This is a genomic window from Elioraea thermophila (ex Habib et al. 2022) (genome assembly GCF_003336755.1).
Classification (GTDB): Bacteria; Pseudomonadota; Alphaproteobacteria; order Acetobacterales; family Acetobacteraceae; genus Elioraea; species Elioraea thermophila.
In genome coordinates, this window is sequence record NZ_QMDI01000006.1 from 116,398 (window position 1) to 138,868 (window position 22,471).

Here is a 22,471-nt window from a genome sequence, read left to right on the forward strand (position 1 = left end):
TCGGCGCAGCACCGACGCAGACGTTGCCGAGACGCGACGGCACGGACACGTAACGATGCGGCGAGGTCGGCGAAGGGAGCGATCGCCGCACCGACGGCGCTCTCACGCCGCCTTCAGCCGCTCCGCGAAGGCCTGGCGGAACTTCGCCACCTTCGGCGCGATCACCGCCCGGCAGTAGCCGGCGAAAGGGTTCCGCTCGAAATAGCGCTGGTGATAGGGCTCGGCCGGCCAGAAGCGCTCGAGCCGCGCCACCTCGGTCACGATCGGCGCCGGCCAGACCCGCCGTGCCTCGAGTTCGGCGATCACCGCGCGCGCCGTCCGTTCCTGCTCCCCGTCCTCGGCGAGGATGATCGAACGGTACTGCGGGCCGACATCGGCACCCTGCCGGTCCTTCGTCGTCGGGTCGTGCACGACGAGGAAGATCGCGCAGAGATCGGCGTAGGGGATCGTTTCGGGGTCGAAGGTGACGCGCACCACCTCGGCATGCCCTGTGGTGCCGCTGCACACCTGCTCGTAGGTCGGGTTCGGCACGTGCCCGCCGGCGTAGCCGCACACGACGTCGCTTACCCCCTTGAGGTCGCGGAAGATCGGCTCGAGGCACCAGAAGCAGCCGCCGCCGAAGGTCGCCGTCGTGCTCATCACACCCTCCCTCGTTCGCGCGCAGCATGTGGCGCGGGGCGAGAGGCGGGCAAGCCGGCGGCTCAACGAGCCGGCGGAGAACGGCGCCGCGGACCGCGACCTCGCCGAAGGCGTCCGAGCGCCGGGGCAGCGGCTTGGTCGCCGTTCGAGACGAGCCGCGAGGTAGGTTGTCCCGCCCGAGCGGCTCAATCCGCCTGCAAGCGGGCGAGAGCGGCGAGTTCGGCGAGCGAGGAGACGGTGTAGTCGGGCACGACGTGGGCGGGCGGTGTCGCGCCATGGCCGGAACGGCGCGCGCGGCGGTTCACCCAGCAGCAGGGGATTCCCAAACGGCGGGCGGGCGCGATGTCGTGGAACATCGACTGCGCGACGTGCAGCCAGCGCTCGACCGTGATCCCGCGCTCGGCGAGGATCGCGCGCGCGGCTTCGAAGTGGGCCGGTGCGGGCTTGTAGGAGCGGACGCGCTCGGCGGTGACGGTGAAATCGGGCACGGTGCCGATGGCGGCAATCGAACGCGCGAGCGAGGCTTCGTCCACGTTGGAGAGGATGCCCAGCACGAACCGGCCGTGGAACTGCGCCATCGCGGCGGCCGTGTCGACGAAGGGCGGCCAGTCGCTGATCGAGGCGGCGAAGGCCTTGGCCGCCTCCGCGTCGCGGCGAAGCCCCAACCGGTCGCACAGGGCGAGAAAAGTGCGTTCGAGAATGACGGGATAGAGGGCGGAGGGGTCGCGTTCCTGTTCACGATGTTCGAGATCGGCGAACACCTCGAGGATGTGCGCTTCGGACCAGTCGTGCCCCTGCGCGCGCGCGAGGGGGGCGATGAAGCCGGCGATGCCCTTCTCCCAGTCGATCAGCGTGCCGTAGCAATCGAAGGTGAGGGCGGCGAAGCGACGAAGGTCGAGCATCGGGCGACTCCGCTGGGGCACCCGATGCTAGCGCAAGCGAACAGGGCGCGCCGCCCGCGCGACGCGCCCTCGTTCGCTGGCTGCGAATGGACCCCGCTTACTGCGGTTCGCTGGTGCCGGAGCCCGAGCCCGGTTCGACGAACTGGCGGCTGTCGATCAGCACCGTGACGGTCTTGTTCTGCCGGCAGTTGGTCATGCAGGCGACGTCGGGGGTGTCGGGCCGCTCCTCGAAGATGAAGCCGTCGCGGTTCGGCATGCGCACCGCGGCGAGCGTCTTCGCGTCCATCACTGCGTCCTCGGGGATCAACTCGTTCAGATACAGCACGTAGGCGGTGATCGCATAATACTCGTCGATGCTCAGGCTCTGCGGCGCCTGGTAGGGCATGGCGCGTCGGATGTAGTCGAACACGATCGGCGCCGAAGGCCAGTAACTGCCCACCGTGCGCTTCGGCGTTTCCGTGTTCAGCGAGCCCTTGCCGCCCATCAGCGCCGGCCAACGATCGAGCCCTTCGCCGAAGTCGCCGTGGCAGACGGCGCAGTGGGCGAGATAGAGCTCCTCGCCGTCCTTCACGGACCCACGCCCGGGCGGCAGGTTCGATCCGTCGGGACGGATCGCGATGTCCCACCCGGCGATCTGTTCCGGCGTGGCGTCCGTGCCGAGACCGAGCGGCTTCGGCAGGGGCGGCAGGCCGGCCGGCTGCGGCCAGGGCTGTTCCCAGGTGTTGCCGCCGGGCGGCGGAACGAACGGCTTGAACTGCTCGAAGCCGCGCGAGAACGGCACCGCCGCGACCTGCTGCGCGGCCGGTTGCGCCGCTGCCGGCTGGGCCTGCTGCGGCTGGCGCACCTGCTGCTGTTGCTGGGACTGCGTCTGCTGGCGCTGCTGCGCCACGACCTGGTCGGCCAGCATCAGGCCCCCGGCAACGGCGATCAGCGCGGCGCCGAGAAGAAGGGTCTTGCGCATCGGCTCTCTCTCCTCAGGCGTCGATCTGCACGTTGACCACCGTGCCGTCCTTCTCGACGAGCCAGGTGTGGATGCGGTTGTTGTGGTAGATGCTCTCCACCCCGCGCTTGTCGCGCAGCGCGTGGATCGACGGCTGCACCCGTCCGGTCTCGTCGATGGCGCGGGACTGCAGATAGAACGGCCCCGTCCCTTCCCGCCATTCCCAGGGAATGCGAAAGCGGGTCAGCGCCTTGGAGAGTATGGGTTCCTGCAGTTCGGCGGTGCGCCAGGTGTCGCCGCCATCGACGGAAACGTCGACGCGCGCGATTTTGCCCAAGCCCGACCACGCGAGCCCTTTGATCTCGACGAAGCCCGGCTTGCCGCGCAGCGGCTTCTCCGGGCAGGGGTAGGTGATGACGGAATTCACTTCGTTGATGAAGGTGAACTGGCGCGCTTTGCCGGAAGGCAGGAGATCGGTGTAGGTGCGCGTCTCCGAGCGGTGATACCAGGGCCGATCGCCCACTTCGAGGCGGCGAATCCACTTGATCCACACGTTGCCCTCGTAGCCCGGCACGACGAGACGCACGGGGTAGCCTTGCTGCGGGCGCAGCATCTCGCCGTTCTGGCCCCAGGCGAGGATGCAGTCATCGAGCAGCTTGGCGATGGGGAGGCTGCGCGAGAGGTGTGAGGCATCGCCGCCTTCCGCCAGCACCCAGGAGGCGTTCGGCTTCAGCCCGGTCTCGGCGAAGATGTGCTTGAGCTGCACGCCCGTCCACTCGCAGCACATCAGCATGCCGTGCGTGTACTGCACGCCGGACATCTGCGCCCCGCGCCACTCCATGCCACCGTTGGCAGGGCACTCGAGGAAGTGGATGCGGCTGACGGTCGGCATCCGCATCAGGTCCTGCAGGGTGAAGATCTTCGGCCGATCGACCAGGCCGTGCACCATCAGCCGCCAGTCGTTCGGATCGACGTCCGGATAGCCGCCGTGGTGACGTTCGAAGCAGAGGCCGTTGGGGGTGATGATGCCGTGCAGTTCGGCGAGCGGGGTGAACGAGACGGAGCCGATCCGATCCGCCGTCAGCCACGGCACGTAGCGGCGCACGACATGCGCCTCGTGGCGCGAGGGGTTGCCGTAGGGCTCCTCGATCACGCCGAGGCCCAAGCTGCGGCCCCATTCGGGCAGGTTCGGCGGCAGGTTCTCCGGATTGCCGCCATTGCCGTTGCCGGCGGCGACGGCGCGTCCGCCTGCGAGAGCCGCTGCCGCCGCGGTGGCGAGCCCTGCACCGGCGCGCAGCACGCCACGCCGTGACGGGGTCGAATCGTTCCGCTCCATCTCACTCCCCATCATTCGTTCCTCAACTCAAACCGAACATCTGCCGTGTCAGCGCCTCGTACCATCCGTCGGCATAGTGCGCTTCGAGACGGCGGTACTCCTCCTTGCGCTCGCGGCTCATCGTCGCGTTGCGCGGGCTGATGCCGCCCGAATTCGGCACCTCGATGAAACGATCGCCCTCGGCGCGGAACACGCCGACGATGGAGATGCCGTAGTCGGTGCCGACGTGGCTGTAGCAGGTGTTGAAGTAGACCGGATCGGGCGGCGTCTGCCCGCGATGCAGCGCCACCGCCGCCGCCACCGCCTGCTTGGCGTGGGTGGAGGCGACGAAGCCCGATTTCGGCATCGGGGCCGCGATCGAGGCGTCGCCGATGACGTGGATCCCCGGCACGAGCGCGCTTTCGAAGGTCTGCGGCTTCACGGGGCACCAGCCGGTCTGGTTGGCAAGCCCCGTGTCGCGGGCGATCTTGCCGGCCATCTGCGGTGGGATGACGTTGGCAACGTCGGCCTTCACCGTGTCGCCGAATTCCGTGCGCAGCGTCATCGCGCTTGGGTCGACGCGCACCACGCGGCCGTCGTTGGACGCACCCCGCCATTCGATCATGCCGGGATAGAGTTCCTCCCACGCCTCCTGGAACAGCGGCTGCTTGGAGAAGCCGTTCTTCGCATCCAGCGCGAGGATCTTGGCGCGCGGCTTGGCCTGCTTGAAGTAGTGCGCGACCATGCTGATGCGCTCGTAGGGCCCGGGCGGGCAGCGGAAGGGGTTGTCCGGGATCGCCATCACGAACACCCCGCCGTCCGGCATAGCGCGCAACTGGCGCTCCAGCACGGTGATCGGCTGCAGGTAGGGCGCCCAGCCATGCGGCATGCGCTCGGCCGCCCCTTCCGTGTAGCCCTCGATCGCGCCCCAGCGGAGATCGATTCCTGGGCTCATGACCAGACGATCATAGGCCACGGGCCCACCGTTGCGCAGGCGCACCGTCTTCGCCGCCGGGTCGACCGCGACCGCCTCGTCGTGCACCACGCGCACCCCGCGCCGAGCCAGCCCGTCGTAGGTGAAGGTGATCTCCTCGATCTTGCGCATGCCCCCGAGCACGAGGTTGCCGTAGGGGCAGGTGGTGAAGCTGCGCGAACGTTCGATCAGGGTCACGTCGACATCGGGGAACGTGTCGCGCGCGAAACGGGCAGCGGAGGCACCGCCGAAGCCGCCGCCGATGATGACGAGGCGCATGCGTGCCTGGGCGGACACGCGCGGCGCGGCGAGGGCGACGGGAAGCGCGGCCGCAGAGGCGAGCAGACCGCGACGGGTCAGGGTATCGGTCATCGGTCGTCTCCCTCTCACTCCGGCTTCGCCCAGCGGATCGCCATCAGCGCGAACTCCTCGTCGGTGTAGCCGCGCGCGATCCGGTTCATCACGGTCGGGTTGTTCTTGTTTTCGCGGAACGCCTTCATCATGGCGACGAAGTCGGCCCGGTTCATCGTCTGCGCAATCTTCGGGATGCCGTGCCCGCCCGACCCGTCGCCGCCGTGGCAGCCGACGCAACCGCCGGTGACCAGGGCGATGCGAGCCTGGTCGTTCGCCGCAGCCGGCAGTCCGGCCAGGAGTGCGGCGGTCGCCGCCAGGGCAGCCATTCGGCCAAGTCGCGCGAGTGTGCTTGGCATCGGTCTCCTCCCCAATTGGTCGTCACAGTATAGTGACTGCATCGGCAGCGTCCAGCGGTATCTTCGCAGACACGAAGGTGCTGAATGGGCGCGGCCGAACGCCGGGGGAACGTCAACCTCACCCTAGGGACAGCGCCCGATGAAACTCTCCCTGAGCGTCCTTGTTGCAGCCCTTGCCGTGGCCGCAGCCGCCCATGCCGAAGGTGATCCCGCTGCCGGCCAGCGGGTGTTCAACCAGTGCCGTGCCTGCCACACCATCGAGGAGGGTGGTCGCAACGGGGTCGGCCCCAACCTGTACGGCGTGGTCGGCCGGAAGGCGGGCCAGCGCGAGGGCTTCCGCTACTCCGCCAACATGCAGGAGCTCAGCGGCGCCGGCCTGACCTGGACCGAGGACAATCTCCGCAAGTACCTCGCCAACCCGAAGGATCTCGTGCCGAAGGGCTCGATGGCCTTCGCAGGCCTGCGCAACCCGCAGCAGATCGAGGACGTGATCGCCTTCCTCAAGCAGAACGGCCCGAAGAGCTGAGCCGGAAGGGCCGAACATGAGGATCGGGCGCCGCCATCTCCTCGCCGGGCTCGCCGCCGTCGCTGCCGAACCGGCGTGGGCCGAAGGCGGCGCCAGCCTCGTGATGCTCGAGCGCCACGACTGCCCCTATTGCCGGCGCTGGCTGCGCGAGGTGGGCCCCGGTTGGGACGCCTCCGACCTCGGGCGCCGGGCTCCCCTCCGTCGCGTCGACATCGGCCGCGGTCCCTTGCCTCCCGATCTCGCCTTCCTGCGCGGTGCGGTCTTCACGCCCACCTTCGTCCTGGTGAAGGATGGTCGGGAACTCGGCCGCATCGTCGGCTACCAGGGCGAGGCGCTGTTCTGGCAGGCGGCCGAGGCCCTGGTCGCGAAACTGAACGAACGAACGGAGGAAGCACGGCAATGAGAAAGACCATGCTCGCGACGGCGGTGCTCGCGGCGGCGATGGCGGCCGGTGAGGAGGCGCGCGCAGCCGCCGACGACTTCACCACCTTCCGGGTGATGACGCCCGAACTCGCCCTCGACCTCGCGCTGGCCGCGCTGAAGGACTGCCGCGACCGCGGCTACCAGGTCGCGGTCGCCGTGACGGATCGGTTCGGTCTCGTCCAGGTCGTGCTGCGCGACCGGCTCGCTGGCCAACACACGCCGGACACCGCGGTCGGCAAGGCGCGCGCCGCGGTGAGCTTCCGCACCGACACGCTGACGCTGGCCGAGGTGACGGAAGCGGGCCAGCTCAATTCGGGCATCCGTCACCTGCCGGGCTTCGTCTTCCTCGGCGGCGGTGTTCCGGTCGAAGCCGGCGGCATGATCGTCGGCGGCATCGGCATTTCCGGCGCACCCGGCGGGGCCGAGGACGACGCTTGCGCGAAGGCCGGCATCAAGGCGGTCGAGGACCGGCTGATGATGTGAATGACGTGATCGGGCGGGCCGGGTGCGCCCCTGGGTTCAGGGCTTCAGGTGCACCCAGCCCGAAAGCACCTTCTCGACGATCTCGGGCAGGCCGTTCTTCACCACCTCGACGCCATCGAGCAGGTCGTCGTGCGGGCGTCCCATGCTCTCGAGCGTGTTGCCACAGGCGATGAAGGTGATGTCGTAGGCCCTGAGCGAGGCGACGCGTTCGGCCACCTGGCTGTCGCCCTTCAGCACATGGCGCACGCCCGGACCGTAGAGCACGATCGCGAGCTCCACCCGGTCAGGCCCATAGAACTCCTGGATGTTGATCACGTTGGAGAACACCGCGTTCGCGCGCGCGGGGTCGGACTCGGCAAGGGAGACGACGATCCGCCGCGGCGCATCCACGCTCGGCTTGGGGTCGGCGAGTTCGGTCGCGCGCTCACGGGAGGCCGTCGCGGGAGACGCGACCAGCAGGGCGAGAGCGATCAACAACGCGCGCTTCATGGCCATCCTCTCATATCCGTGACGGCGGCGGATTGATCCGCGCCGTCTGCCTTGCCATCATTCAACGACAAACACGAAGGGAGGGGTCGATGCCGAACACCCGCCGCAGCCTGCTTGCCGCCCCACTCCTCGCCGGTGCCGGCCTCCTTGCTCCCGGGGTCCTGCGGCCGGAACCGGTGCGGACGGATCACGGCTGGACCCAGTCCTGGTTCCTCGACACCTTCCTCCGCCTGCCCGAAGACCTTGCCGAGGCACGCGCGAACGGCAAGCGCTTCGCCGTCGTGTTCGACCAGAGGGGCTGCCCTTACTGCGTCGAGATGCACACCAAACACCTGGTCGACCCTGAGATCGCCGCTTACGTGCGCGAGCGTTTCGCGCTGATCCAGCTCGACCTGCACGGGTCGCGCGAGGTGCAGGACTTCGACGGCGCCACCATGGAGGAGAAGGCGCTTGCCCGCCGTTGGCGCGTGCGCTTCACGCCGACCATCGTCTTCTTCCCGGACAGCGAGGCGGTGCCGCAGGCCCCCGGCCACGAGATCGAGGTCGCCCGCATGCACGGGCTTCTCAAGCCCGACCAGTTCCTCGGCATGTTCCGCTACGTCGCCGACAAAGCCTACGCCGACGGCACGCCCTTCACCGCCTGGTGGTCGCGCCACGCCCGCGGCTGAGCGGGCGCCACCTGCCGGGGACGGACGGGAAGCCACGGGAAGGGCGGCGATGTCGGCCGCCATCGCGGCTCACCCGAGGCGGGAGAACATCGGGAAGGTCTCGAGCAGCCAGTTCCCGATCACGCTGAAGGTGCCCGTCATGATCATCACGCCGGTGACGATGAGAAGCCCACCGACGGCGAGCTCGACCGCCCGGAAATAGCGGCGCATGCGCTGCACGAAACCGAGGAAGCGCGAGGCGAACAGGGCGGCGAGCAGGAACGGCACGCCGATGCCGGCGGCATAGACCGCGAGCAACGACGCCCCGTAGCCGACCGACTGCGACGAGGCGGCGATGGTGAGGATTCCGGCCAGGATCGGTCCCACACAGGGTGTCCAGCCGAAGGCGAAGGCAAGCCCCACCACATAGGCGCCGAGTGGCCCGGTCGGCTTGCGGTCAACCTCGATCCGCTTCTCGCGATAGAGGAAGCCCAAGCGAAAGAGGCCCGCGAAGTGAAGGCCGAAGGCGATCAACACCGCGCCGGCGACGAGCGCGAAGGTCTCCATGTGCTCGGCGAGAAGTTGCGAGATCGCGGTCGCCGAGGCGCCGAGGGCGATGAAGACGGTGGCGAAGCCGAGCACGAAGAAGAAGGCGGCCGTCACCACGCGGAGCCGGTCGGCCTCGACCACCGTGCCGGTGGCCCCCGCCTGCAGCGTGACGCCGCCGATGAAGCCCAAGTAGGGGATGATCAGCGGCAAGACGCAGGGCGAGAGGAAGGAGAGGATCCCCGCGACCAGAGCCGTGCCGTGGCCGACATCCATGCTGGGCAGCCTAGCCGCCCTCGCGCGGGCAAAACAGGGTCACCAAGCCATCCCGTTGGCGTCGGCGCATCGCTTTCGCCCCGCCCCCCAATCGCAGCGTTGCTCGCCTCGGGCGAGAGGCCGCCTCGGCGTTCAGCCGCGAACGAGGCGGATTGCGGTGTTCGGTTTCGGCGCCACCGTGCCGAGGCGGGCGATGTGCTTCTCCACCACCTCCCAGATCGGCGGGCCTTGCGTGCCCTCGTTCACCGAGGCCCAGCCCGCGAGCACGTAGCGCTTCGACGCCTCGAGCGGCTCGTTCTTGCGCAAGAGCACCATGTCGGTGATGCGCTGCCCGGCGGGCCGATCGACCCGGATGGTGAAGCCCAAGCCGCCCACCCGCACCATGTCGCCGCCCTGCTGGTAGTAGGGATCGGGGTTGAACAGGTTGTCGCAGACGTCCTCGAGGATCTCCTTCACCTGGGCGCCGGTGAACTCGAGCCGCCAGGCATTCGGATAAGTCATCGCCGTCTGCTCGTAGATGTCCTCCATGGTGATCGGGCTGCCGGGCAGCAGCGATGGCCCCCAACGGAAGCCGGGCGAGAGCGCGATCTCGGCATCACGCTCGGCGACCAGCGCGTCGCAGATCAAGTCGTCCCAGGTGCCGTTCGTGTTGCCGCGGCGATAGAGCGTGGTCTCCGTCCGGCCGACGACGCGCTTCAGCATCGCCTCGTGCGGCGCGCGCAACCGCGCGATGGCGGCCGCCATCTCGGCATCGGGGCGGATCGCGTTGGCGAAGACGGGGATCAGCGCGTGCCGGTACGCCACCACCTTGCCGCCGCGCACCTCGAGGTCGAGCCGGTTGAGGAACTTGCCGTGCGCCCCGGCAGCGATCAGCAGCGTATCGCCCACCTTGATCGGCTCCGGCGTGCAGTCATGCGTGTGCCCGACCAGCACGACGTCGATCCCCTTCACGCGCGAGGCGAGCTTGCGATCGACCGCGAAGCCGTTGTGGGAGAGGAGCACCACCACCTCGGCGCCTTCCGCGCGCGCCTCCTCGACGCGCTTGGCGAGCTTCTCCTCCTGGATGCCGAAGCTCCAGTCGGGGATCATCCAGCGCGGGTTGGCGATCGGCGTGTAGGGGAAGGCCTGGCCGATCACCGCCACCTTCACCCCGCCGCGCTCGAACATCTTGGCCGGGGTGAAGACCTCCTCGTTCCATTCCGTATCCTGAACGTTATGGGCGAGGAACGCGCAGCCCGAGGCCTCCGTCTGCTCGACGAGTTCCTTCACCCGCTTCGCGCCGTAGGTGAATTCCCAATGCGAGGTCATCGCCTCGGGCTTGAGCAGGCCCATCAGCTCGACCATCGCACCGCCGTTGGTCGCCAAGGCGACGTAGCCGCCGTGCCAGGTGTCCCCGCCATCCAACAGCAGGGTGCGATCGGGTCGCTCCGCCCGGATGGCCTTGACGAGCGTGGCGATGCGATCGAGCCCGCCCATCGGCCCGAAGGTGCGGGCGAGGGTCTCGAAGTCCTCGTGGCTGACCGCGTGCGCCATCGCGGTGCCGGCGGGCACGCGGAAGTGCTCGCGCAGCGCGGCACCGGTGAGGAAGGGCGGGCGGCCACGCCCCTCGCCCACCCCCTCGTTCACCGAGGCCTCACGGAAATACATCGGCAGCATCTGCCCGTGCAGGTCGGTGACGTGGATCAGCGTGACCTGGCCGAGCGGCTGGAAGCGCAGCAGGTCGGCCTCGGTGAGCGTGCCCTGCGCGGCGGCGCGCATGGCGGAGGGGCCGAGCGCGGCCAGAGCGCCCGCTCCGGCCAACAGGTCGCGACGCGTGATCATGCCGAAAGTCCTACGCGACGAGGCAGATGGGGCTCGCCGCGGCGCTGCCGCAGCGAGGTGTGGCGCGCGTCAGCGGCCGCCCGCGACAGCGCGCGGGCGGCCACCGCCGCGACCCTCGAAGGTCAGCCGACCCTGAGTTCGGACCGGGACGTGGCGCGGGTGCCCGCGTCGTTGATCCAGGTGAACTCGAAGGTGCCCGTCTTCTCCGCCTTGAAGGCGAAGGCGATGTACGGGTTGGCCGAGATCGCCGGGTGAAGGTCCATGCGGAACACCTCCTGCCCGTCGAAGGTGGCGATGAAGGTCTTGATGATGTCCCGCGGCACCAGGTTGCCCGAGGAATCGCGGCGGGTGCCGGTTTCCATCGGGTGCGAGATCAGGGTGCGGATCTCGACGATGTCCCCCGCCTTCACGCCGGAGGGAAGGCGAACGCGCGGCTGTCCGATCGGTGCTGCCATGGTCGTGTCCTCGTCCTCTTCGTTGGTCCGCTCAGCCGCCGCAGCCGCCGATGGTGACCTTCACCTCCTGGCGACCGATGAACAGCGACCCGTCGCTCATCTCGGCGATGGCGACCACGTCCTGCGTCTGGCCGAGGCGAATCCGCGTGGAGACCTCGGCGCGGCCCATCGCCGGCGTGAGGTGGAAGGAGGCGACATCCGGGGTCGGGTTGCGGTCGGCGAACACGTGCACCGTCTTGACGTGATCACCCGCCGTCATCGGGCTCTCCACCACCACGGTGAGCGGGATGGTGTTGCCGTTCTCGGCAATCGGCGGCAGGCGCAGGGTGACGCGCCCCTCGTTCAGCTTCTTGTCGCCGATCAGCTTCTTGATCGCCGCTTCCGTCGCCGGCTGCAGCGACGCAGACGCGGGCTTCGGCGCCAACGTGATGGCAACGACCGCACCGGCCGTGCCGAACAGAGCCGTGCGCCGGCTCAAGGCCACTGTCCTATTCATCGAGGCGTCCTCTCCTCTCCCCATCCCTCACGGGCAATCGACAACCCACACGGAGAGTCGGCAACCGGAATGATCCATCGGCAGAAGGGACGCTCCCTTTCGCCCGATCGGCCCGGTCCGTTCCTCCCGGCTCGTTATCTTCGGAACATTGAACATGGTTCCCGCCCCGCTGGCAAGCATTTCTTCACGGAACCGTCAGGAAAAGCCCCAGGCGAAGGTGAGTTCATGCTTGTTGTGGCTCAGGTGCCTGAGCCAAGTGCCTGGAATTGCGGCGAAAGCCTCCGCCGTGTCGTGGTCGGTGACGCCCTGGAACTTCACCGTGCAGACGATGCGCCGCGCCGCCCCGGCCGCGATCCAAGCGCGAACCAGGCGCAGGAGACGCTGCGGATAGGCGATCACATCGCTGCACAGCCAATCCACAACGCCCTCCCTCTCGCGCCAGCGCGCGGGGTCGAGGGCGAAGGCACTCACTCGGCGCGCAGTCACGTTCGGCAGCAGGGCGACGCGCGGATCGAGCGGCGCCTTGTCGATCGCGATCACCCGCGCGCCCAAGGAGGCGAGCGCCCAACTCCAACCGCCCGGTGAGGCGCCGAGATCAAGACAGGTCTCGCCCGGCTGCGGCCAGCAGCGGAGCAAGGCCAACGCCTCCCAGAGCTTCAGGTAGGCGCGCGAGGGCGGGCCCTCGCGGTCTTCGACGAAGCGCGCCTCGCCGTTCGGAAAGGGCGAGGAACAATCGGGCGCGGCGAGCATCAGCTCCGGCGCGAGCAGCGTGAAGGAGCCGAGCGGGGCTTGCGGTGCCGCGGCCGGAAAAGCGAGCGGCCTCGCCGCAACATGCGGCAGCCTCCCGGCGATCAGCATCGCCCGGCGGTGATGGAGCGGCGCATAGGGCCACCAGTTGCGCTGCACCGCGCGCAGCTTCGCCGCCGCATCGGCGATCGAGCTGATCGGAACCGGGCGAGGGTCGCGCCAGATGTTGAGGGCCCAGGCGCTCGCCACCGGCGCGTGCTCGCTGAGCGCGAGCCGACCGTGCCAACACGCCACCGACACCCCGCGGCGCGCCAGTTCGTCGGCGAGCTGGGCCTCGAAGCCCTCAGCGGCGAGATAGGCGGACCGAAACGCCCCGGCGTTCACCTGGGAGCAACGAAAGCGGTGTAAGCGAGGACGAGCCAGCCGCCGATCAGCGCGCCCCCGCCGATCGGCGCCAGGGGGCCGAGGGACAGGCCGAGGAGCGCGCGCGTGAGCACGGAGCCGCAGAACAGCACGAGGCCCGCGATGAACAGCGCGATCGCCCACGCGAGCGGGCGGCGGGGCAGCCGCTCGGCCAGGGCGGCGACGGCGAGGAGGGCGAGCGCATGCCAGCCCAGCATGGTCAACGCACTGTCCACCATGGCGAGCGAGGTGGGGTCGAGTCGAGCGGGCAAGGCGTGGGCGCGCAGCGTGGCGAGCACGACGGCCGCCGCCCCCGTCATCGCCCCGATACCGACAGTGATGCGAACCATGGCGACGACCCTCGCGGGCGCAGCACCGTCGCGCAAGGCCCTCTCAGGAGACGGGCCATCCGCCCGGTCGCGGCGATGATCCTGCTCCGGCCCGCGCCCGCACCGCCATCGCCCGCCGCGGCGTGGCCGCTCGCCTTCGCCGGGGCGCTGATCCGCGACCCGACCGGGCGTTATCTGGTGCAGATCCGCGACCACAGCCCCGGCATCCTCAGCCCCGGCGCCTACGGCCTGTTCGGCGGTGGCATCGAGGACGGCGAAAGTGCGGACGAGGCCGTCCGGCGCGAACTCGCGGAGGAGATCGGCTGGATCCCGGAGGATCTCACCTTTTGGCGCACGCTGTGGATCCCGGCCCGCTATCCTGGCTCGCCGGTGTGCTCCGCCCGCGTCGAGGCGTACCAGGGCACGATCACGCCGGAGCGCGCCGCCCGGCTGCGGCAAACGGAAGGGGCCGGGCGGGCGCTGATGCCGCCGCGCACGCTGCTCCTGGAGGCGAACGTGTCCACCGTGGCGCGGCTGGCGATCGGTCTGCACGCGCAGGACGCGATCGCCGCCGGCGGAGCGGAACCCCCACCGGAACACTGGGAGCGGTGACGCGGGGGGCGGCCGCTCAGCGGCGGCGGAACAACCTGAGCAAGGCCGCGAACAGGCCGCCACGCGGGCGCGGCTCGGCGCGAAAGAGGGAGGGACCGCGGCTCGCCGCATGCGGCCGCGCCGCGGGTGGCGGGATCGCTGAGGCGACGGAGTACGCGCGCACGTCGCCGGCCGCGATCAGCCGCCGTTCGAAGGCGACCACGCGATCCACCGGCTCGGGCAGCGCGCCCCGCTCCAGCGCGTTCGCCTGTGCCGCCGCCCCACCGAAGTCGCCCGCCCGGCGCAGGATGTCGACGATGCGCACCTGCTGTTCGAGATCGGGCGGCGGCCCCTGACGGAACAGGGCGACGGCGGTGAGGCGCCACTCGCGGGCGAGGTCCGGCCGGCGGACGTCGTCCGCCACCCAGGCCGCCTGCAGGGTGGCTTCGGCGGCGGCGTGCAGTTCGCCCGTCTCCTCGAGGATCATCGCCCGGCAGAGGAACCGGCGCGCCAGGGCGGGGTAGTTCGTCTCGGCCAGCAGCGCGCGGTACGGCCCCGACCACACCACCGCCTTCTCCGCCTCGCTCGCCCGATCGAGCCGAGGCGCGACGTAGCCGCAGCCAGGGCAGGCCTGCAGCCAATAGGCCATGGTGCTGCGCACGGCATCGCGCGGCCGCAGATCGAGGTCGGGCGGCCCGGCTGGCCCTCCCCCCTTCACCTGGCGCTGCCGGCTCTCACGCCCGCAGACCGCGCACGCGACGGACGTCTCCACCACGCTCGGCATCGCCCGCAAGCGTAGCGAACGAACGGGCTGCGGTGAAGCGGAGGCACACTCACGCCGCGATCAGCTTCACCCACATCCCGGGTCGCAAGGTCTCGTCGGCGCCGAGCCCGTTCAGCACGCGAAACCGCTGCTCGGGCTGCGGCAACGGCAGCGTGCGCGCCAGCGAAGCCACCGTCTCGCCCGCCCGCACCTGGTGGGCGCGCAGCCTGAGCGGGCGGATGGCCGCCGCCTCCTCGCGGCTGATGCGGCGGAAGGAGGCGAGCATGGCGTTGAACCCCGCCTGGAAGGCCTCCAGCCGGTCGGCGCGCGTGGCGAGCTGAAAGCGCCAGTAGCGCCCCGGCGCGAATTTGGCGGCGACCAGCAGGAGATCGATCGTGCCCTCGCGCGTGGAGAGCCGCCCCCGTGCTGCCGCCGCCGGCCAGCCGCCGACCTCGAGCGAGGAGACACCGCCAAGCCGGACGTTCTGCGCCCAAACGCGCGTCAGGTACTGGTCGGGGGTGAGGTCGCCGCGGATCCGCGCGGCGTCGAACACGATCTGCGCCCCCTCGCGGTGGGTGGCGGAGACGGCGTTCTTGCCGTTCACCACCCGATAGCCCTCCGGGAAGTCGAGACGGATGCCGAGGCCCGGATGGAGGAAGGTCCGCCCGCGCACCACGCCCTCATTGACGTCGTCGCCCCACACCAGGCCGTCGAGCCGGCGGATGTGCTCATCGCGCGCCGTCCGCCCGCGCGCATCCCCGCCGGCCTGGGCGATCGCCGCCCGCACCCGGTCCGTCGTGCGCGGATGCGTGGAGAGCCAGGAGAACTGATCCTCCCCCGGCCGCCGCCCGGTGGCCGCAGCATCGAGCCGATCCCAGGCGTTCATGCGATCGAGGAACGAGGCCATGGCCTCCGTGGTGTAGCCGCCCGCCCGCAACAGCCGCACGCCGTAGGTGTCGGCCTCGAATTCCTGTTCCCGGGAGTAGGAGGCGAGCCAGAACTGTCCGGCGAGGCCGGCGATCTGGCCGGCTCCGCGCACGCCGAGAAAGATCTGGCCGAGGATCTCCGCCGCCACCCCGCCGATCTGCGCCCCCACCTGACGGTCGTAGCGCTGGGCGGCGTGGCGGTGGATGACGTGGCCGATCTCGTGCCCGATCACCGCGGCGAGTTCCGCCTCGTCGGCACAGAGGCTCAAGAGGGCGCGGGTGACGTAGATGTAGCCGCCCGGCACGGCGAAGGCGTTGATCACCGTGGTGTTGAGGAGGGTGAAGGTCCAGCTGTCGTTCGGCCGATCCGACAGTGCGGCGAGCCGTTGCCCGAGGTCGCGCACGTAGGCCGCATGCGGGCCCTCCATCGCGCCGCCGAACTGGGCGAGGATCTTCGGGTGTTCCTGCGCGCCGAGACGCGCCTCCGCCTCGCGCGAAAGGAAGATCTGCGCCGCCGCCGGCCGGGTGAGCAGGAGGGCGGGGGCGGCGAGCAGGACCGGGCGTCGCTTCAACATGCCCCCAATGTAGTGCGGGCTCGCCCCCGCTCGCCGCGGCGTGCCCCTGTCGCCGGCTCAGAACAGCGAGAACCAGCGCGCGGGTTCGGTGGCGGGGCGGGCCGGCGTGTCCGCCACCGCCGGCTGTGGGCCGAAGGGGCGGGGCTCCGTCCAGCAATCGACCCGCCCGAGCGAGCGGGTGCAGAACGGCGCCTCCGCCGGGGCTTCCACCGTCCGGCAGTACTCGCCGCGGCGTTCGAGGTGCAGGACCGAGCAGTCCTGCCCGGAGAGGAGGGAGTACACGGCATCCACCGGCCCCCGCTGCAGCACGACGAAGGAGCCGGCCGTGACGCCGGCGGCGACCAGCGGCGCCGGCGCGCCCTGGATCTTCGTCCCGCAGGCGGCGAGCGGCAGGACCAGAACCAACCAGGAGAGGAGCAGGCGCGTCATCGGTGCCAGAAAAGCACGCGGGGGTTTCCGGAGGGTTGACGATGGCGTTGCCGGGCGGAGGATCGGCGGCATGACCGACGCCGGTTCCTCTCCCGCCCCCGCCCCGCTCAGCCGCGCCGAAGCCGAACGCTTGCTGGACGCTGCCTCGGCCGCCCTCGCCCTTCCCGTTGCCGAGCCCTGCCGGCCCGGCACGCTCGACGCGCTCACCCGGCTGTCCGAGGCCGCAGCCCTGGTGCTGGGCTTTCCGCTCGCCGACCGCGACGAACCCGCCCCGGTGTTCCGGCCGTGAGCGTCGATTCCCTGCTCGACGCCGAGGCCGCGACCATCGCGGAGGCGGTGCGGTCGCGCGCGGTGTCGGCGGTGGCGGTGGCCGAAGCGGCGCTCGCGCGGATCGCCGCGCACAACCCCGCGCTCAACGCCTTCACCGACGTCACCGCCGACCGCGCGTTCGCCGAAGCCCGCGCGGTCGATGAGACCCTCGCGCGCGGCGAGGACCCGGGCCCCCTCGCCGGCGTGCCGTTCGCGGTGAAGAACCTGTTCGACATCCGCGGCCTGCCGACGCGCGCCGGCAGCCGGATCGGGCGCGAGAGCCCGCCCGCCGCGCGCGACGCCACCGCCATCCGACGCCTGCGCGCCGCCGGTGCGGTGCTGCTGGGCGGGCTGAACATGGGCGAGTACGCCTACGACTTCACCGGCGAGAACGCGCATGACGGGCCCTCGCGCAACCCGCACGATCCCTCGCGCATGGCGGGCGGCTCCTCGGGGGGGTCGGGGGCGGCCGTGGCGGCGCGGCTGGTGCCCCTCGCACTCGGGTCCGACACCAACGGCTCGATTCGGGTGCCGGCCGCCTTCTGCGGCATCTTCGGGCTGAAGCCCACCTTCGGGCGGCTGTCGCGCGCCGGCACCGTGCCCTTCGTCGCCAGCCTCGACCACATCGGTCCGCTCGCGCGCAGCGTGCGCGACCTCGCGGCTGCCTACGACGCGATGCAGGGCTGGGACGCCGACGACCCCGCCTGTCGGCGCAAGGCGGCCGAACCGGTCACCGACCGTCTCCCCCTCGGCGCGCAGGGCTTGCGCATCGCGCGCCTCGGCGCGGCGTTCCACGAGGGGGCGACGGCGGAAGCGATCGCGGCGGTGGAGGCTTGTGCCGAGGCGCTCGGCGTGACCCGCACCATCGACCTGCCGGAGATCGCGCGCGCCCGGGCCGCCGCCCAGATCATCACCGCCGCCGAGGCGGGGGTGCTGCATCTCGACCGGCTGCGCACGCGCGCGCTCGACTACGATCCGGCCACGCGCGACCGCTTCCTCGCCGGCGCGCTCGTTCCCGCCGCCTGGCTGATCGCCGCGCAACGCTTCCGGCGCTGGTTCTTCGAACGCGTGATGGAGACGTTCCGCGCCGTGGACGTGCTGCTGGCCCCCGCCACCCCCTTCGCGGCCCCACCCCTCGGGGTGGGCGGGACGATCCGTCTCGGCGGGCGGGAGATTCCGTTGCGGGCGGCGATCGGCCTCTTCACCGCGCCCTTCTCATTCGTCGGCCTGCCCGTGGTGTGCGCCCCTGTGGGGCGGTCGGCCGAAGGCCTGCCGCTGGGCGTGCAGATCGTCGCCGCGCCGTGGCGCGAAGAGCACGCGCTTCGCGTCGCCGCCGCCCTCGAGGCCCTGGGGGTAGCGCGCTGCCCCGCTCCACCGGGCTGACGGCGGGCTTACGGACAGCGCGCACGGCGGCCCAAGCCAGCGGCGTACCAGCCGCGCGTGCGGCGGAAGATCGCCACCAGCGACAGCATCACCGGCACCTCGACCAGCACGCCGACCACCGTGGCCAGCGCCGCCCCCGAAGACAGCCCGAACAGGCTGATCGCGGTCGCAACGGCCAGTTCGAAGAAGTTCGACGCCCCGATCAGCGCCGACGGCGTGCCGACCGCGTGCGGTTCGCCGAGCGCGCGGTTGGCGAGGTAACCGACCAGGGCGGTGAGATAACCCTGCAGGATGATGGGCACCGCGAGCAGGGCGATGATCAGCGGCTCGGCGAGGATGCGGTCGCCCTGGAAGGCGAACAGCAGGACGATGGTGGCGAGCAGCGCGACGACGGAGAGCGGGTTGAGCACCGCGAGCGTGGCCGCGAAACGACCGGAGGCGAGAAGACGTCGCCGCCACAGCTGCGCCACCACCAGAGGCACGACGATGTAGAGCACGACGGACAGGAGAAGCGTCTGCCACGGCACCACCACCGCCGACAGCCCCAGCAGCACGCCGACGATGGGGGCGAAGGCGACCACCATGATCACGTCGTTCAGCGCGACCTGGCTCAACGTGAAATTGGGCTCGCCATCGGCGAGGTTGGACCAGACGAACACCATCGCCGTGCAGGGCGCGGCGGCAAGCAGGATCAGCCCCGCGATATAGGACTCGATCTGATCCTCGGGCAAAAGCGGCGCGAACAGCCAACCGACGAAGGCCCAGGCGAGGGCGGCCATCAGGAACGGCTTGAACGCCCAGTTCACCGCGAGCGTCACCCCGATGCCGCGCCAGTGCCGCCCGACCGCGGCGAGCGCACCGAGATCGACCTTCAGCAGCATCGGCACGATCATCGCCCAGACGAGCACGGCGACGGGGATGTTCACCTGCGCCAGTTCGGCGGCGGCGAGGGCGCGCACGAGGCCCGGGGCGAAGGTGCCGATCGCGACCCCGGCCGCCATGCACAGCGCCACCCAAAGCGTGAGGTAACGCTCGACGAGCCCCAAGCCGGGCGGTGGGGCGAGCTCGGGCGTATCCCTCATTCCGCCGGCACCGCGGCGGCGGCAGCCGCATCACGCGGCAGGAGAAAGGAAACGGCGAAACAGAGGGCGAGCATCGCCGCCGCACCGATCAGGCAGGCCTCGATTCCGCCCGCCTGATAGAGGAGCCCCGACAAGAGCGTGCCGGCGAGACGCCCCGTCGCGTTCGCCGCGTAGTAGAACCCGACATCCTCCGCCACCTTCTCCGACCCGGCGTAGGCGACGATCAGGTAGGAGTGCACGGAGGAATTGATCGCGAACACGACGCCGAACAGCGCGAGCCCGCCCACGACGATCGTCTCGGCCCGCGCCGGCGCGGCGGCAAGCCCCGCCAGGATGGCGAGGGGGACGAGGGCGAGCACGCCGGCCCAGAGCCGTGCCGCCGGCACTTCGGCCGAAAGCCCGTCGGGCGAGCGTGGCACCACGCGGTAAGCAAGGCCCTGCACGATGCCGTAGCCGATGGTCCAGAGGGCGAGGAAGCCGCCCACCTCGGCGAAGCTCCAGCCCGCGCCGTAGAGGAACACCGGCAGCCCCACCACGAACCAGACGTCGCGCGCGCCGAACAGCACGATGCGCGCGGTGGCGAGCAGGTTGATCGCGCGCGTCTTGGCGAAGAGTTCCCGCACGCGCGAGGCCTTCTTCGCCTTGCCGAACAGGCGCGGCAGGGTAGCCGCGACGGCGAGGAAGACGAGGGCGAGGATCCCCGCCATCAGCCACAGCGCGGCCGCGAAGCCGAAGGCGGAAAGCAGCAGGCCGCCGAGGAAGAACCCCACCCCTTTCAGCGCGTTCTTCGACCCCGTGAGCCAGGCGACGTAGCGGAACAGCGTTCCCGCATCACCTTCCGGCGTGACGAGCTTGATCGCGCTCTTCGCACTCGTCTTCGTCAGGTCCTTCGCCACGCCGGCGAGGCCTTGCGCGAGCACGACCCAAGCGACGGACCAGACGCGCGACCAGCCTGGGTCGAGGGCGGAGAGCATGAGCAGGGCCGCCACCTGCAGGGCGAGCCCGGCCGAGAGGGTGACGTTGACGCCGAAGCGCGCCGCCGCCCAGCCGCCGAACAGGTTGGTCGCCATGCCGGCGACCTCGTAGAGGACGAACAGGAAGGCGAGCTCGAACGGCGTGTAGCCGAGGGTGAAGAAGTGGAGCAGCACGAGCATGCGCAGCGCGCCGTCGGTCAGCGTGAAGCCCCAGTAGGCGGCGACCACCGAGGCGTAGGCGCGGCGCGCGCTCATCGCCCCCACCCTGCAGCGGCTTCGGCACGCTCACGCATCGTTCCGCCCTCGTGCGTCATCCGGCTCACTCCCCCGCGCCGGCGCTCACGTCCGGTCGGCGACGATGGTGGCGAGATCGACCATGCGGCAGGCATAGCCCATCTCGTTGTCGTACCAGGCGTAGACCTTCACCATGGTGCCGTCCGTCACCATGGTCGAGGGCGCATCGACGATCGCGCTGCGGCTGTCCGAGCGGTAGTCGGCGGAAACGAGCGGGCGGTGCTCGATGCCGAGGATGCCCGCGAGCGCCCCCGCCGCGGCCTCGGCGAACAGCGCGTTCACTTCGTCCTCCGTCGTGGGCCGGGCGAGTTCGAACACGGCATCCGTCAGCGAGGCGTTCAGCACCGGCGCGCGCACCGCATGCCCGTTCAGCTTGCCGTTCAGTTCGGGGTAGATCAGGCCGATCGCGGTCGCCGACCCCGTGGTGGTCGGCGCGAGGCTCAGCATGGCGGAGCGGGCGCGACGGAGGTCGCGGTGCGGCGCGTCGACCACGACGTTGGTGTTGGTCGGGTCGTGGATGGTGGTGATCTGGCCGTGGCGGATGCCGATCGCCTCGTGCAGCACCTTCACCAGCGGGGCGAGGCAGTTGGTGGTGCAGGAGGCGGCGGTGAGGATCGCTTGGCTGCCGTCGTAGAGATGGTCGTTCACGCCGACGACGATGTTCAGCGCCGAGCCGTCCTTCACCGGCGCGGCAACGATGACGCGCTTCGCGCCGCGCGCGAGATGGGCCTCGAGATCGTCCCGGCTGAGGAACTTTCCCGTGCACTCGAGCACGAGATCGACCCCCAAGTCGCCCCAGGGGATGTCGCGCGGGTGGGCATGAGCGGAGAAGCCGATGCGGCGGTTGCCGATGACGATCGCGTCCTTCTCCGCCGCGATCGGCGCGCGCCAGCGGCCGTGGATGGAGTCGAACTCGAGCAGGTGCGCGGTCGCTGCCGGCCCGCCCTTCAGTTCGTTCACGTGCACAAGGTCGAGCCGGTTGCCCGCGCGCGGGTCTCCCGGCACCCGCTCCACCCCGCCGAGCCCCGCCCGCGCGGCGAGCCGGCCGATGCGGCCCATGCCGTTGATGCCGACGCGCATCGGTCCCTCAGGCCGCGGGCTGCGCCGCAGGCCCGGTCGCCTCCGGGATGCGCGGCATGCGGCCGATCTCGTCCACCCGCTTCTGCAGGGCGAGGCGATCGAGGCTGCGGATGGGCAGGCTGACGAAGACGCTGATGCGGTTGAACAGCATGCGATAGACGTCGGCGATGAACTGACCGCGCTGGGCGAGATTGCCCTCGAACTTGGCCGGGTCGGGCACGCCCCAATGCGCGGTCACCGGCTGGCCCGGCCAGGCGGGGCAGGGCTCTCCCGCCGCGTCGTCGCAGACGGTGAAGACGAAGTCGAGCTCCGGCGCACCGGGGCGGGCGAACTCGTCCCACGACTTCGAGCGCAGCCCCTCGGTCGGATAGTTGAGCTGGCGAAGGAAGTCGAGGGTCTGCGGGTCGATCTCGCCCTTCGGCTGGCTGCCGGCGGAGAAGGCGCGGAAGCGGCCCTGGCCTTCGCGGTTGAGGATGCACTCGGCCATGATCGAGCGGCTGGAGTTGCCGGTGCAAAGGAAAAGGACGTTGTAGACCTTGTTCCCCTCGGCGTCGGTCTCGGCCATCGGGTCGTGCTCCTGGCGTGCAGCGGCGGCGAAGCCCTCGCCGCAGAGTTCGGGCCGCCCGCCGCAGCAGGTCTCGGTGAGAAACGCGGCGAGCGCCCGCAGTTGCGCGAGCTCGAGCGCATAAAGGATGTTGCGCCCCACGCGGGCGGGGCGGATCAGCCGGGCGGCCTCGAGCTCGCGGAAGTGGAAGGAGAGGCTGGAGGGCAAAACCCCCAGTTCGGCCGCGATGGCGCCCGCCGGCAGCCCCGAAGGGGCATGCGCGGCGAGCAGCCGCACCAGCGCCACCCGGGTGGGGTGGGCGAGGGCGGCGAGCTGCGCGGCGGCTGCTCTTTCTTCCATAGTTCAACGATAGTCGAATGATTCCGTCGTCGCAAGGTCCAT

At 70.6% G+C, this 22,471-nt stretch carries 27 protein-coding genes; 7 read left to right on the plus strand and 20 right to left on the minus strand.

Annotation, left to right across the window (positions count from 1 at the left end):
- Window positions 1–102: 102 nt before the first annotated feature.
- From msrA to DWB05_RS10365, 6 genes are all read right to left on the minus strand, one after another.
- Window positions 103–639, minus strand: a complete 537-nt coding sequence (gene msrA / locus DWB05_RS10340) for a peptide-methionine (S)-S-oxide reductase MsrA (protein WP_114377131.1) — start codon at window positions 637–639, stop codon at window positions 103–105.
- 185 nt (window positions 640–824) lie between these two features.
- Window positions 825–1,541, minus strand: a complete 717-nt coding sequence (locus tag DWB05_RS10345; protein ID WP_114377132.1) for an HAD family hydrolase — start codon at window positions 1,539–1,541, stop codon at window positions 825–827.
- 97 nt (window positions 1,542–1,638) lie between these two features.
- A complete protein-coding gene (locus DWB05_RS10350; RefSeq protein WP_198669139.1) occupies window positions 1,639–2,502 on the minus strand; it encodes a c-type cytochrome in 864 nt (287 codons plus the stop codon).
- Between the two features lie 13 nt (window positions 2,503–2,515).
- Window positions 2,516–3,829 carry a sulfite dehydrogenase gene (gene soxC, locus DWB05_RS10355; protein WP_232818500.1) on the minus strand — a complete coding sequence of 438 codons (1,314 nt, stop codon included), beginning with the start codon at window positions 3,827–3,829 and terminating at the stop codon, window positions 2,516–2,518.
- A gap of 10 nt (window positions 3,830–3,839) precedes the next feature.
- On the minus strand, window positions 3,840–5,141 hold the full coding sequence (locus DWB05_RS10360) for an FCSD flavin-binding domain-containing protein (protein ID WP_114377134.1): 1,302 nt from the start codon (window positions 5,139–5,141) through the stop codon (window positions 3,840–3,842).
- A gap of 14 nt (window positions 5,142–5,155) precedes the next feature.
- Entirely contained in the window at window positions 5,156–5,479 is a 324-nt protein-coding gene (locus DWB05_RS10365) for a c-type cytochrome (protein ID WP_157967167.1), read from the minus strand.
- Between the two features lie 139 nt (window positions 5,480–5,618).
- Between DWB05_RS10365 and DWB05_RS10370 the strand changes: the two genes are divergently transcribed.
- From DWB05_RS10370 to DWB05_RS10380, 3 genes are read left to right on the plus strand one after another with little or no spacing between them, the layout of a single operon-like run.
- A complete protein-coding gene (locus DWB05_RS10370; RefSeq protein ID WP_114377136.1) occupies window positions 5,619–6,005 on the plus strand; it encodes a c-type cytochrome in 387 nt (128 codons plus the stop codon).
- Window positions 6,006–6,021: 16 nt separating this feature from the next.
- Window positions 6,022–6,408 (plus strand): thioredoxin fold domain-containing protein, encoded by a 387-nt coding sequence (locus DWB05_RS10375; RefSeq protein ID WP_114377137.1) that lies wholly within the window; start codon window positions 6,022–6,024, stop codon window positions 6,406–6,408.
- Between the two features lie 8 nt (window positions 6,409–6,416).
- Window positions 6,417–6,911, plus strand: coding sequence for a GlcG/HbpS family heme-binding protein (locus DWB05_RS10380; protein WP_114377138.1), 495 nt, complete (start codon window positions 6,417–6,419; stop codon window positions 6,909–6,911).
- Window positions 6,912–6,947: 36 nt separating this feature from the next.
- Here the strand turns inward: DWB05_RS10380 and DWB05_RS10385 are convergent, their stop codons facing one another.
- Window positions 6,948–7,406, minus strand: a complete 459-nt coding sequence (locus DWB05_RS10385) for a DsrE family protein (RefSeq protein WP_114377139.1) — start codon at window positions 7,404–7,406, stop codon at window positions 6,948–6,950.
- Between the two features lie 83 nt (window positions 7,407–7,489).
- Here DWB05_RS10385 and DWB05_RS10390 point away from each other — a divergent pair, with 83 nt between their 5' ends.
- The gene (locus tag DWB05_RS10390; RefSeq protein ID WP_114377140.1) at window positions 7,490–8,068 is read left to right on the plus strand and encodes a thioredoxin family protein; all 579 of its coding nucleotides are present in this window, start codon (window positions 7,490–7,492) and stop codon (window positions 8,066–8,068) included.
- A gap of 69 nt (window positions 8,069–8,137) precedes the next feature.
- Here the strand turns inward: DWB05_RS10390 and DWB05_RS10395 are convergent, their stop codons facing one another.
- From DWB05_RS10395 to DWB05_RS10420, 6 genes are all read right to left on the minus strand, one after another.
- Window positions 8,138–8,869 (minus strand): cytochrome c biogenesis CcdA family protein, encoded by a 732-nt coding sequence (locus DWB05_RS10395; protein ID WP_114377141.1) that lies wholly within the window; start codon window positions 8,867–8,869, stop codon window positions 8,138–8,140.
- Window positions 8,870–9,001: 132 nt separating this feature from the next.
- The gene (gene soxB / locus DWB05_RS10400; RefSeq protein WP_114377142.1) at window positions 9,002–10,690 is read right to left on the minus strand and encodes a thiosulfohydrolase SoxB; all 1,689 of its coding nucleotides are present in this window, start codon (window positions 10,688–10,690) and stop codon (window positions 9,002–9,004) included.
- 122 nt (window positions 10,691–10,812) lie between these two features.
- Entirely contained in the window at window positions 10,813–11,145 is a 333-nt protein-coding gene (gene soxZ, locus DWB05_RS10405; RefSeq protein WP_114377143.1) for a thiosulfate oxidation carrier complex protein SoxZ, read from the minus strand.
- A gap of 31 nt (window positions 11,146–11,176) precedes the next feature.
- Window positions 11,177–11,623: a thiosulfate oxidation carrier protein SoxY gene (gene soxY / locus DWB05_RS10410; protein ID WP_456298230.1), complete on the minus strand. Its 447-nt coding sequence runs from the start codon at window positions 11,621–11,623 to the stop codon at window positions 11,177–11,179.
- 213 nt (window positions 11,624–11,836) lie between these two features.
- Complete coding sequence (locus DWB05_RS10415) at window positions 11,837–12,772, minus strand: SAM-dependent methyltransferase (RefSeq protein WP_114377145.1); 936 nt, start codon at window positions 12,770–12,772, stop codon at window positions 11,837–11,839.
- Window positions 12,769–13,140, minus strand: coding sequence for a DUF423 domain-containing protein (locus DWB05_RS10420; RefSeq protein ID WP_114377146.1), 372 nt, complete (start codon window positions 13,138–13,140; stop codon window positions 12,769–12,771). The genes DWB05_RS10415 and DWB05_RS10420 overlap by 4 nt, the downstream gene beginning before the upstream one ends.
- A gap of 75 nt (window positions 13,141–13,215) precedes the next feature.
- Here DWB05_RS10420 and DWB05_RS10425 point away from each other — a divergent pair, with 75 nt between their 5' ends.
- Window positions 13,216–13,731 (plus strand): NUDIX domain-containing protein, encoded by a 516-nt coding sequence (locus DWB05_RS10425; RefSeq protein WP_114377147.1) that lies wholly within the window; start codon window positions 13,216–13,218, stop codon window positions 13,729–13,731.
- 16 nt (window positions 13,732–13,747) lie between these two features.
- On the opposite strand, the gene DWB05_RS10430 is transcribed toward DWB05_RS10425, so the two are convergent.
- The 3 genes from DWB05_RS10430 to DWB05_RS10440 are packed head-to-tail and all read right to left on the minus strand — an operon-like array spanning window position 13,748 to window position 16,403.
- On the minus strand, window positions 13,748–14,485 hold the full coding sequence (locus DWB05_RS10430; protein ID WP_157967168.1) for a hypothetical protein: 738 nt from the start codon (window positions 14,483–14,485) through the stop codon (window positions 13,748–13,750).
- 58 nt (window positions 14,486–14,543) lie between these two features.
- Window positions 14,544–15,974, minus strand: coding sequence for a M48 family metalloprotease (locus DWB05_RS10435; protein ID WP_114377149.1), 1,431 nt, complete (start codon window positions 15,972–15,974; stop codon window positions 14,544–14,546).
- A 57-nt stretch (window positions 15,975–16,031) separates the two neighbouring features.
- A complete protein-coding gene (locus tag DWB05_RS10440; protein WP_114377150.1) occupies window positions 16,032–16,403 on the minus strand; it encodes a hypothetical protein in 372 nt (123 codons plus the stop codon).
- 70 nt (window positions 16,404–16,473) lie between these two features.
- Here DWB05_RS10440 and DWB05_RS10445 point away from each other — a divergent pair, with 70 nt between their 5' ends.
- Both DWB05_RS10445 and DWB05_RS10450 read left to right on the plus strand, forming a co-directional pair.
- Window positions 16,474–16,692, plus strand: a complete 219-nt coding sequence (locus DWB05_RS10445; RefSeq protein ID WP_114377151.1) for a DUF4089 domain-containing protein — start codon at window positions 16,474–16,476, stop codon at window positions 16,690–16,692.
- Entirely contained in the window at window positions 16,689–18,095 is a 1,407-nt protein-coding gene (locus DWB05_RS10450; protein ID WP_232818501.1) for an AtzE family amidohydrolase, read from the plus strand. Before DWB05_RS10445 ends, DWB05_RS10450 begins: the two co-directional genes overlap by 4 nt.
- Window positions 18,096–18,103: 8 nt before the next feature.
- Here the strand turns inward: DWB05_RS10450 and arsB are convergent, their stop codons facing one another.
- From arsB to DWB05_RS10470, 4 genes are all read right to left on the minus strand, one after another.
- Entirely contained in the window at window positions 18,104–19,177 is a 1,074-nt protein-coding gene (gene arsB / locus DWB05_RS10455; RefSeq protein ID WP_198669140.1) for an ACR3 family arsenite efflux transporter, read from the minus strand.
- Entirely contained in the window at window positions 19,174–20,406 is a 1,233-nt protein-coding gene (gene arsJ, locus DWB05_RS10460; RefSeq protein ID WP_114377153.1) for an organoarsenical effux MFS transporter ArsJ, read from the minus strand. Before arsJ ends, arsB begins: the two co-directional genes overlap by 4 nt.
- A gap of 84 nt (window positions 20,407–20,490) precedes the next feature.
- Window positions 20,491–21,525, minus strand: a complete 1,035-nt coding sequence (locus DWB05_RS10465) for an ArsJ-associated glyceraldehyde-3-phosphate dehydrogenase (RefSeq protein WP_114377154.1) — start codon at window positions 21,523–21,525, stop codon at window positions 20,491–20,493.
- 7 nt (window positions 21,526–21,532) lie between these two features.
- Window positions 21,533–22,429 (minus strand): arsenate reductase/protein-tyrosine-phosphatase family protein, encoded by an 897-nt coding sequence (locus DWB05_RS10470; protein WP_114377155.1) that lies wholly within the window; start codon window positions 22,427–22,429, stop codon window positions 21,533–21,535.
- Between the last annotated feature and the right edge of the window lie 42 nt (window positions 22,430–22,471).

Bases quoted from the DNA above. Each gene is read 5' to 3' on its own strand.
- msrA (WP_114377131.1), bottom strand. From the start codon at position 639: ATGAGCACGACGGCGACCTTCGGCGGCGGCTGCTTCTGGTGCCTCGAG.
- DWB05_RS10345 (WP_114377132.1), bottom strand. From the start codon at position 1,541: ATGCTCGACCTTCGTCGCTTCGCCGCCCTCACCTTCGATTGCTACGGC.
- DWB05_RS10350 (WP_198669139.1), bottom strand. From the start codon at position 2,502: ATGCGCAAGACCCTTCTTCTCGGCGCCGCGCTGATCGCCGTTGCCGGG.
- soxC (WP_232818500.1), bottom strand. From the start codon at position 3,829: ATGGGGAGTGAGATGGAGCGGAACGATTCGACCCCGTCACGGCGTGGC.
- DWB05_RS10360 (WP_114377134.1), bottom strand. From the start codon at position 5,141: ATGACCGATACCCTGACCCGTCGCGGTCTGCTCGCCTCTGCGGCCGCG.
- DWB05_RS10365 (WP_157967167.1), bottom strand. From the start codon at position 5,479: ATGCCAAGCACACTCGCGCGACTTGGCCGAATGGCTGCCCTGGCGGCG.
- DWB05_RS10370 (WP_114377136.1), top strand. From the start codon at position 5,619: ATGAAACTCTCCCTGAGCGTCCTTGTTGCAGCCCTTGCCGTGGCCGCA.
- DWB05_RS10375 (WP_114377137.1), top strand. From the start codon at position 6,022: ATGAGGATCGGGCGCCGCCATCTCCTCGCCGGGCTCGCCGCCGTCGCT.
- DWB05_RS10380 (WP_114377138.1), top strand. From the start codon at position 6,417: ATGCTCGCGACGGCGGTGCTCGCGGCGGCGATGGCGGCCGGTGAGGAG.
- DWB05_RS10385 (WP_114377139.1), bottom strand. From the start codon at position 7,406: ATGGCCATGAAGCGCGCGTTGTTGATCGCTCTCGCCCTGCTGGTCGCG.
- DWB05_RS10390 (WP_114377140.1), top strand. From the start codon at position 7,490: ATGCCGAACACCCGCCGCAGCCTGCTTGCCGCCCCACTCCTCGCCGGT.
- DWB05_RS10395 (WP_114377141.1), bottom strand. From the start codon at position 8,869: ATGGATGTCGGCCACGGCACGGCTCTGGTCGCGGGGATCCTCTCCTTC.
- soxB (WP_114377142.1), bottom strand. From the start codon at position 10,690: ATGATCACGCGTCGCGACCTGTTGGCCGGAGCGGGCGCTCTGGCCGCG.
- soxZ (WP_114377143.1), bottom strand. From the start codon at position 11,145: ATGGCAGCACCGATCGGACAGCCGCGCGTTCGCCTTCCCTCCGGCGTG.
- DWB05_RS10420 (WP_114377146.1), bottom strand. From the start codon at position 13,140: ATGGTTCGCATCACTGTCGGTATCGGGGCGATGACGGGGGCGGCGGCC.
- DWB05_RS10425 (WP_114377147.1), top strand. From the start codon at position 13,216: ATGATCCTGCTCCGGCCCGCGCCCGCACCGCCATCGCCCGCCGCGGCG.
- DWB05_RS10435 (WP_114377149.1), bottom strand. From the start codon at position 15,974: ATGTTGAAGCGACGCCCGGTCCTGCTCGCCGCCCCCGCCCTCCTGCTC.
- DWB05_RS10440 (WP_114377150.1), bottom strand. From the start codon at position 16,403: ATGACGCGCCTGCTCCTCTCCTGGTTGGTTCTGGTCCTGCCGCTCGCC.
- DWB05_RS10445 (WP_114377151.1), top strand. From the start codon at position 16,474: ATGACCGACGCCGGTTCCTCTCCCGCCCCCGCCCCGCTCAGCCGCGCC.
- arsB (WP_198669140.1), bottom strand. From the start codon at position 19,177: ATGAGGGATACGCCCGAGCTCGCCCCACCGCCCGGCTTGGGGCTCGTC.
- arsJ (WP_114377153.1), bottom strand. From the start codon at position 20,406: ATGAGCGCGCGCCGCGCCTACGCCTCGGTGGTCGCCGCCTACTGGGGC.
- DWB05_RS10465 (WP_114377154.1), bottom strand. From the start codon at position 21,525: ATGCGCGTCGGCATCAACGGCATGGGCCGCATCGGCCGGCTCGCCGCG.
- DWB05_RS10470 (WP_114377155.1), bottom strand. From the start codon at position 22,429: ATGGAAGAAAGAGCAGCCGCCGCGCAGCTCGCCGCCCTCGCCCACCCC.